Consider the following 4,946-nt stretch of genomic DNA (forward strand, 5'->3'; position numbering starts at 1 on the left):
GCCTGCTCAGGGGACTTGTAGTGAACGGTTCCCACGATCGCGCCCGCTTCGGTTCTCGCCTGGGTGGGAAGCTCGCTCGGCTTTCCCGCCTCGACGAAACCTCTGGTCGGTCTGGCCAGACCGAAGTCGAGCACCTTCAACCGGCCCTCTTCCGTCATTATCACGTTGTCGGGCTTCAGATCGCGATGGATGATGCCTTGCCCGTGGGCGGCGCTCACGGCTTCGGCCAGCGGGATCGCGATCTCGAAAAACTTATCGAGCGCGAGGCCTCTCTTGGGGATCAGCTTGGTGAGCGTCTTTCCTTTCACCAACTCCATCGTGATGAAGTGCACGGAGTCGGCTTTCTCGACCGAGAAGACCGTGACGATGTTGGGATGGTTGAGAGCGGCGAGAGCTTTCGCCTCGCGCTGGAACCGGGCGCGTCGCTCCTCGCTCTCGGCGAGCTCGGGCGGGAGGACTTTGAGAGCAATCTTGCGGTCGAGCTCGATGTCCTCGGCGAGGTAGACGTCCCCCATGCCGCCCGAGCCGAGCTTCTCCAGGATGCGGTAATGAGAGAGCGTCCGGCCAATCATGAGCTCATGCCGGTTTCCTTCGCGGGATTCTAGGCGGAAGGCGAGCGAGGTTCAATCACTGCTCGACTATCCGGAGTAGAATCTCTCCGTGGTATCGATTCTCGTGCTCGGCTTCATGATGGGGATGCGGCACGCGCTGGACGCGGACCACGTCGCCGCGGTGGCCGCCCTGTCGACGCGAAGCGAGAGCTGGCGGGCAAACGCGGTCCGCGGCTCCGCGTGGGGTCTGGGGCACATGCTGATGCTCTCTGCCGTGGGAGGGCTCTGTTTGCTCTTCGAAACCGCCGTTTCGGAGCAATGGGCGCGACGCCTCGAGCTCGCGGCAGGAGTCATGCTCCTGGTGCTTGGTGGTGACCTCCTGTGGCGCCTCGTCCGTCGCCGCATCCATGTTCACGCCCACCGCCATGACGATGGCACGGTACATTTGCACGCGCATGGACACTCGCCCGAAGAACGGCACGATCCCCAACGGCACGAGCACGAACATCCCGAAGGGTTCCCGCTTCGGGCGCTGGCGATTGGAGGCGTGCACGGGCTGGCCGGCTCGGCGGCGCTGTTGTTGGTCGCGCTGCATCAGATCGGCTCTTTCTGGCGCGGCCTCGCTTACATCGGAATCTTTGGTCTCGGCTCCATCTTGGGAATGACCTTGCTGTCCGTGGTGATTGCCATCCCACTGAGGGCCTCGGCGCGCTGGTTGACGGGCGTCCATCAGGGCGTCGAGTTGACCATCGCCCTCGCTACCCTCGGCGTCGGTTGGTGGGTCCTTTCTGGCCTGTGGGCTGGGTGACGTTACACGGCAGCCGAGACGATTTGGTGGGCTCTTCTTATCGGCTCGGGAAGCCGGTAACCGACTGTGCAGGCGAGAACGACTTTCTCGGCGGTCTTCCGATCCACCTTGTGGCCAATGCTCACGAAGACGGGTCGGACTCCATCGCGCGTGCGGAGAACCGAGCCCACGATCTCCCCCTTGTCACGAAGGGGAGTCGAGCAGCCTCGTCGAAAACCAACGGGCCGGTGAGTCCCTAACAGGAGGTTCTTCGCACAGCCGATCGTGGGTCCATCCCACAAGACCCCGACGTGACAGGCGAGCCCGAAACGCCGTGGATGAGCGAGGCCGTGTCCATCGCAGAGGATCGCGTTCACGGGCAAGCGCAGCTTGCGGAGCGCGCGGAGGATCACCGGCGCTTCTCGAAACGAGAGAAGCCCGGGCACGTAAGGAAAGACGAGCGTGCGCGAGGCGATGCTCTCCTCGACGACGCGGCGCGTCTTGGTGTCGAAACAGACTGCGGCACCAATCGCACGGTCATCGGTGAAGGCGCCGTCGACCCCAACGACGAACCTCGGGTGAGACTCTGGAGCGACTCGTCGCACACGTGATCCGAGCTCGAGCTGGATCTCGACCGCCGCTTTGGGCGAGACGGTCCAGGGATGAGGCACCCTCGGTATTTTCATTTCGGGGAAAACAGGACTGGCTGCGTCAGCGGGGGACGAGAGTCGCGGTTCCGGAAACGTTCACACTGATCTGAGGAGAGCCGATGTACTCCACGATCGCGGAACCGCTCACCGCGCCTTCGAGGCGCTCGCTGGCATTGATGACGACGCGCGCCAGGCCCGAGATGTCGAGGATCGCGACCCGGGTTTCGAGCTCAGCAGCCAAGTAGTTGGTCGTTCCCGACATGACGACGGATTGGAGATCGGCGGTTCCCGAGGCGCTCACGGTCGAGACACCGCTGGCAACGACCGAGAGGAGATCCGTATCGATGCCCATGGCCTCGATACGGGTCACGCCCGATGCCACGACAGATCTCATTTCCCGAAACGTCAGACGATAGACGATATCGCGCGTGGGCGACAATGCGGTGCCGGGTCGCGGCCCGAGAGAAAGAATATCGTCGCTCACCTCGGACACGAGAAGCGGCATGATGTTGTCCTCCGCCGTGATCGTGAGCGACTCCGTCTCGCCGTGCTCCATCGTCAGTCGCCCGACCCCGCTGAGGACGACACCCACGAAGCCGGAAACGTCACGGGACTCGGTGACCAGATTGCCCGAGCCGACGATCTGGTCACTACCGCTCGTGGGGCTGTCGTCGCAAGCACTCGCGAGATAAACGGCGGCGGCGACAACGAGCGCGTTTGTGAACGGGCGCGTCATGAAATCCGATTCTAGCTCGGTTTCTCGCCCGGTTCGAAGTTAGAACCGAGAGCGGCCAACGGGTTATGCTGTGCGCGGGTCAAACGAAATGAGGTGTCTCGGTCTCGTCCTCGTGCTTTCCAGCGGCACGGCGTCGGCATCGCAAGACTGCCCACCCTGCGCTCCGCCGCTGAGCGAGGCGGTAGCCTCGGTGAAGCGGAGCCTGGAGGAGGCTTTTCAGCTTGCAATGGCGCTCGCCGACTGCGGCGGAGCATCGAACCTCAACAGTTGTCGCAGGATGGAGGCGCTTCTCTCGGATGCTTACACAATGCTGGAGGGACTGATCGCCGAGAGCCGTGAAGGGGAGACCTCGATGTGCCTCGCCTGTGACCCGCGGCCGCACGTGGAACCTCTCGCGACCAGTCTCCTGGCCGTGAGCCGCCTCTTGCAGGAAAAGGGATACGAGGATTTCGAACCGACCGCTGGCCGGATGCAGCAGGAGATCGAGCTCTGGCGAGAGTACGTGTGCTGCGGAACGTCTCCCACTGACGACGAGGCAAGGCCTCTCGACCGCGAGCGGGACGCCCGTGCGGTTCTCATCGAGAAATGCGGGCCGAATTTCGCCTCCAACCGCCGGGGTTTGCGCCAGACAATCCGAGCTCCGGGGGAGCGAGACGGGTGCTATCAGTCGCGTGCCTGTCGAGAACAGGCCTCGGACGGCGGACTGCTGAGAGAAGCGGGATTCTGGACGTACGACGGCGAATACTGGTACATCTGGGCCGAGAGGCGCACGCCGAGAGGCGAATGGATATCCTGCGCCCCTGGAGATTGAAGATGATCGCAATCCTGCTCGTCGCCATTTCCGCAGCACCGCCCATTCAAGAGAAGTCCGTCTTGTTGTCCGACAAGAAAGTCCACTACCTCGAGTCCGGCGACCCGTCGGCAGCGCCGACCGTCTTGCTCCTCCATGGGGCTCGATTCAGCTCGGAAACCTGGCGAAAGCTTGGAACCATCGAGCGCCTGACGGAAGCAGGGCATCACGTCGTCGCGATCGACCTGCCCGGTTATGGAAGCTCGGAGCGATCGCCCATCGCGACCGAAGAGTTCCTCGCGCGGCTCATGGACGAGCTCGGCATCGCCAATGCGGCGATCGTGTCCCCCTCGATGAGCGGGCAGTTCAGCTTTCCACTGGTCGTGACCTCACCCGAACGAGTGGCCGGTTTCGTTCCCATCGCGCCCGCGGGAATCGATCGATATCTCGACCGACTCGAGAAGGTGAAAGTCCGGACACTCGTACTCTGGGGAGACAAGGACCGCATCGTTCCACTCGAGAAATCCGATGCCCTGGTCGTCGCGATCGAGGGCAGCCGGCGTGTGATCTTCAAGGATGCCAGTCACCCCTGCTATCTGGATCGGCCCGAGGAGTTCCACAACGAGCTCCTGGGGTTTCTCGGGGAGCGCTAAGCGCTCGCGTGCGTGACGGAGATCACGGGAAAGCCGCCTCGGGAGAAGTAGCGTGGGCTCTCGCAATGACTTGCAGGACATGGTTCGTCGCTTGCTGGCTGATGGCAGGATCTGCGCTCACCCTGGCGCAGCCCGCCATCGAACTGCAACCCATCGTCTCGGGACTTCAGCTCCCTGTCGCCGCCACGCATGCGGGAGACGGCTCGAGCCGCCTGTTTATCACGCTCCAGGGAGGGCACGTCGTCATCTACGATGGATTCCAAGTTCTGCCGTTGCCTTTCTTGGCAGTGGGGCCGCTTGTTTCATGCTGCGGGGAGCAGGGGCTCTTCAGCGTCGCGTTCCATCCCGATTTTTCGAATAACGGCTTCTTCTTCGTCAGCTATACGGACACGGCTGGCGACTCCGTCGTCGCGCGGTACACCGTGTCCCAAACCAATCCGAACGTCGCCGATCTCGATTCCCAGGTCGTCATTCTCACTGCCGATCAGCCCTACAGCAATCACAACGGCGGTCAGCTGCAATTCGGGCCGGACGGCTACCTCTACATAAGCATTGGTGACGGAGGAGCGGGGGGCGATCCGCTGAACTTCGGCCAACGGCCCGACACCTTGCTCGGGAAGATCCTGCGCATTGACGTCGACTCGGGGCTACCCTACGCGATTCCGTCCGACAACCCCTTCGTGGGCGTTCCCGGGGCTCGCGAGGAGATTTGGGCATACGGGCTCCGCAATCCGTGGCGATTCAGCTTCGACCGGCTGACGGGAGACCTGTTCATCGGA

General features: G+C 63.0%; 7 protein-coding genes. 4 read left to right on the top strand and 3 right to left on the bottom strand.

All coding sequences use genetic code 11. The annotated features are described in order from the left end of the window. Nucleotides 1-572: protein kinase (locus VEK15_04865; GenBank protein ID HXV60002.1), on the bottom strand; the 572-nt coding region annotated here is incomplete at its 3' end. Between the two features lie 88 nt (nt 573-660). On the opposite strand from VEK15_04865, the gene VEK15_04870 reads away from it, so the two are divergent. Next, on the top strand, nt 661-1,359 hold the full coding sequence (locus tag VEK15_04870) for a hypothetical protein (protein HXV60003.1): 699 nt from the start codon (nt 661-663) through the stop codon (nt 1,357-1,359). Nucleotides 1,360-1,361: 2 nt separating this feature from the next. Here the strand turns inward: VEK15_04870 and VEK15_04875 are convergent, their stop codons facing one another. Both VEK15_04875 and VEK15_04880 read right to left on the bottom strand, forming a co-directional pair. Then, on the bottom strand, nt 1,362-2,024 hold the full coding sequence (locus VEK15_04875; protein HXV60004.1) for an endonuclease V: 663 nt from the start codon (nt 2,022-2,024) through the stop codon (nt 1,362-1,364). 25 nt (nt 2,025-2,049) lie between these two features. Further along, nucleotides 2,050-2,724, bottom strand: coding sequence for a DUF2807 domain-containing protein (locus tag VEK15_04880; GenBank protein HXV60005.1), 675 nt, complete (start codon nt 2,722-2,724; stop codon nt 2,050-2,052). A gap of 88 nt (nt 2,725-2,812) precedes the next feature. Between VEK15_04880 and VEK15_04885 the strand changes: the two genes are divergently transcribed. The 3 genes from VEK15_04885 to VEK15_04895 form a co-directional block, all read left to right on the top strand. Then, nucleotides 2,813-3,535 (top strand): hypothetical protein, encoded by a 723-nt coding sequence (locus tag VEK15_04885; GenBank protein ID HXV60006.1) that lies wholly within the window; start codon nt 2,813-2,815, stop codon nt 3,533-3,535. Nucleotides 3,536-3,537: 2 nt separating this feature from the next. Beyond that, nucleotides 3,538-4,167 carry an alpha/beta hydrolase gene (locus VEK15_04890; GenBank protein HXV60007.1) on the top strand — a complete coding sequence of 210 codons (630 nt, stop codon included), beginning with the start codon at nt 3,538-3,540 and terminating at the stop codon, nt 4,165-4,167. Between the two features lie 101 nt (nt 4,168-4,268). Further along, nucleotides 4,269-4,946: PQQ-dependent sugar dehydrogenase (locus VEK15_04895; protein HXV60008.1), on the top strand; the 678-nt coding region annotated here is incomplete at its 3' end.

The sequence above is a fragment of the Vicinamibacteria bacterium genome (assembly GCA_035620555.1).
Taxonomy (GTDB): Bacteria; Acidobacteriota; Vicinamibacteria; order Marinacidobacterales; family SMYC01; genus DASPGQ01.

What these genes read in the sequence shown, in the direction of transcription:
- VEK15_04885 (HXV60006.1), top strand. Translation starts at nt 2,813, where the DNA reads ATGAGGTGTCTCGGTCTCGTCCTCGTGCTTTCCAGCGGCACGGCGTCG.
- VEK15_04875 (HXV60004.1), bottom strand. Translation starts at nt 2,024, where the DNA reads ATGAAAATACCGAGGGTGCCTCATCCCTGGACCGTCTCGCCCAAAGCG.
- VEK15_04880 (HXV60005.1), bottom strand. Translation starts at nt 2,724, where the DNA reads ATGACGCGCCCGTTCACAAACGCGCTCGTTGTCGCCGCCGCCGTTTAT.
- VEK15_04890 (HXV60007.1), top strand. Translation starts at nt 3,538, where the DNA reads ATGATCGCAATCCTGCTCGTCGCCATTTCCGCAGCACCGCCCATTCAA.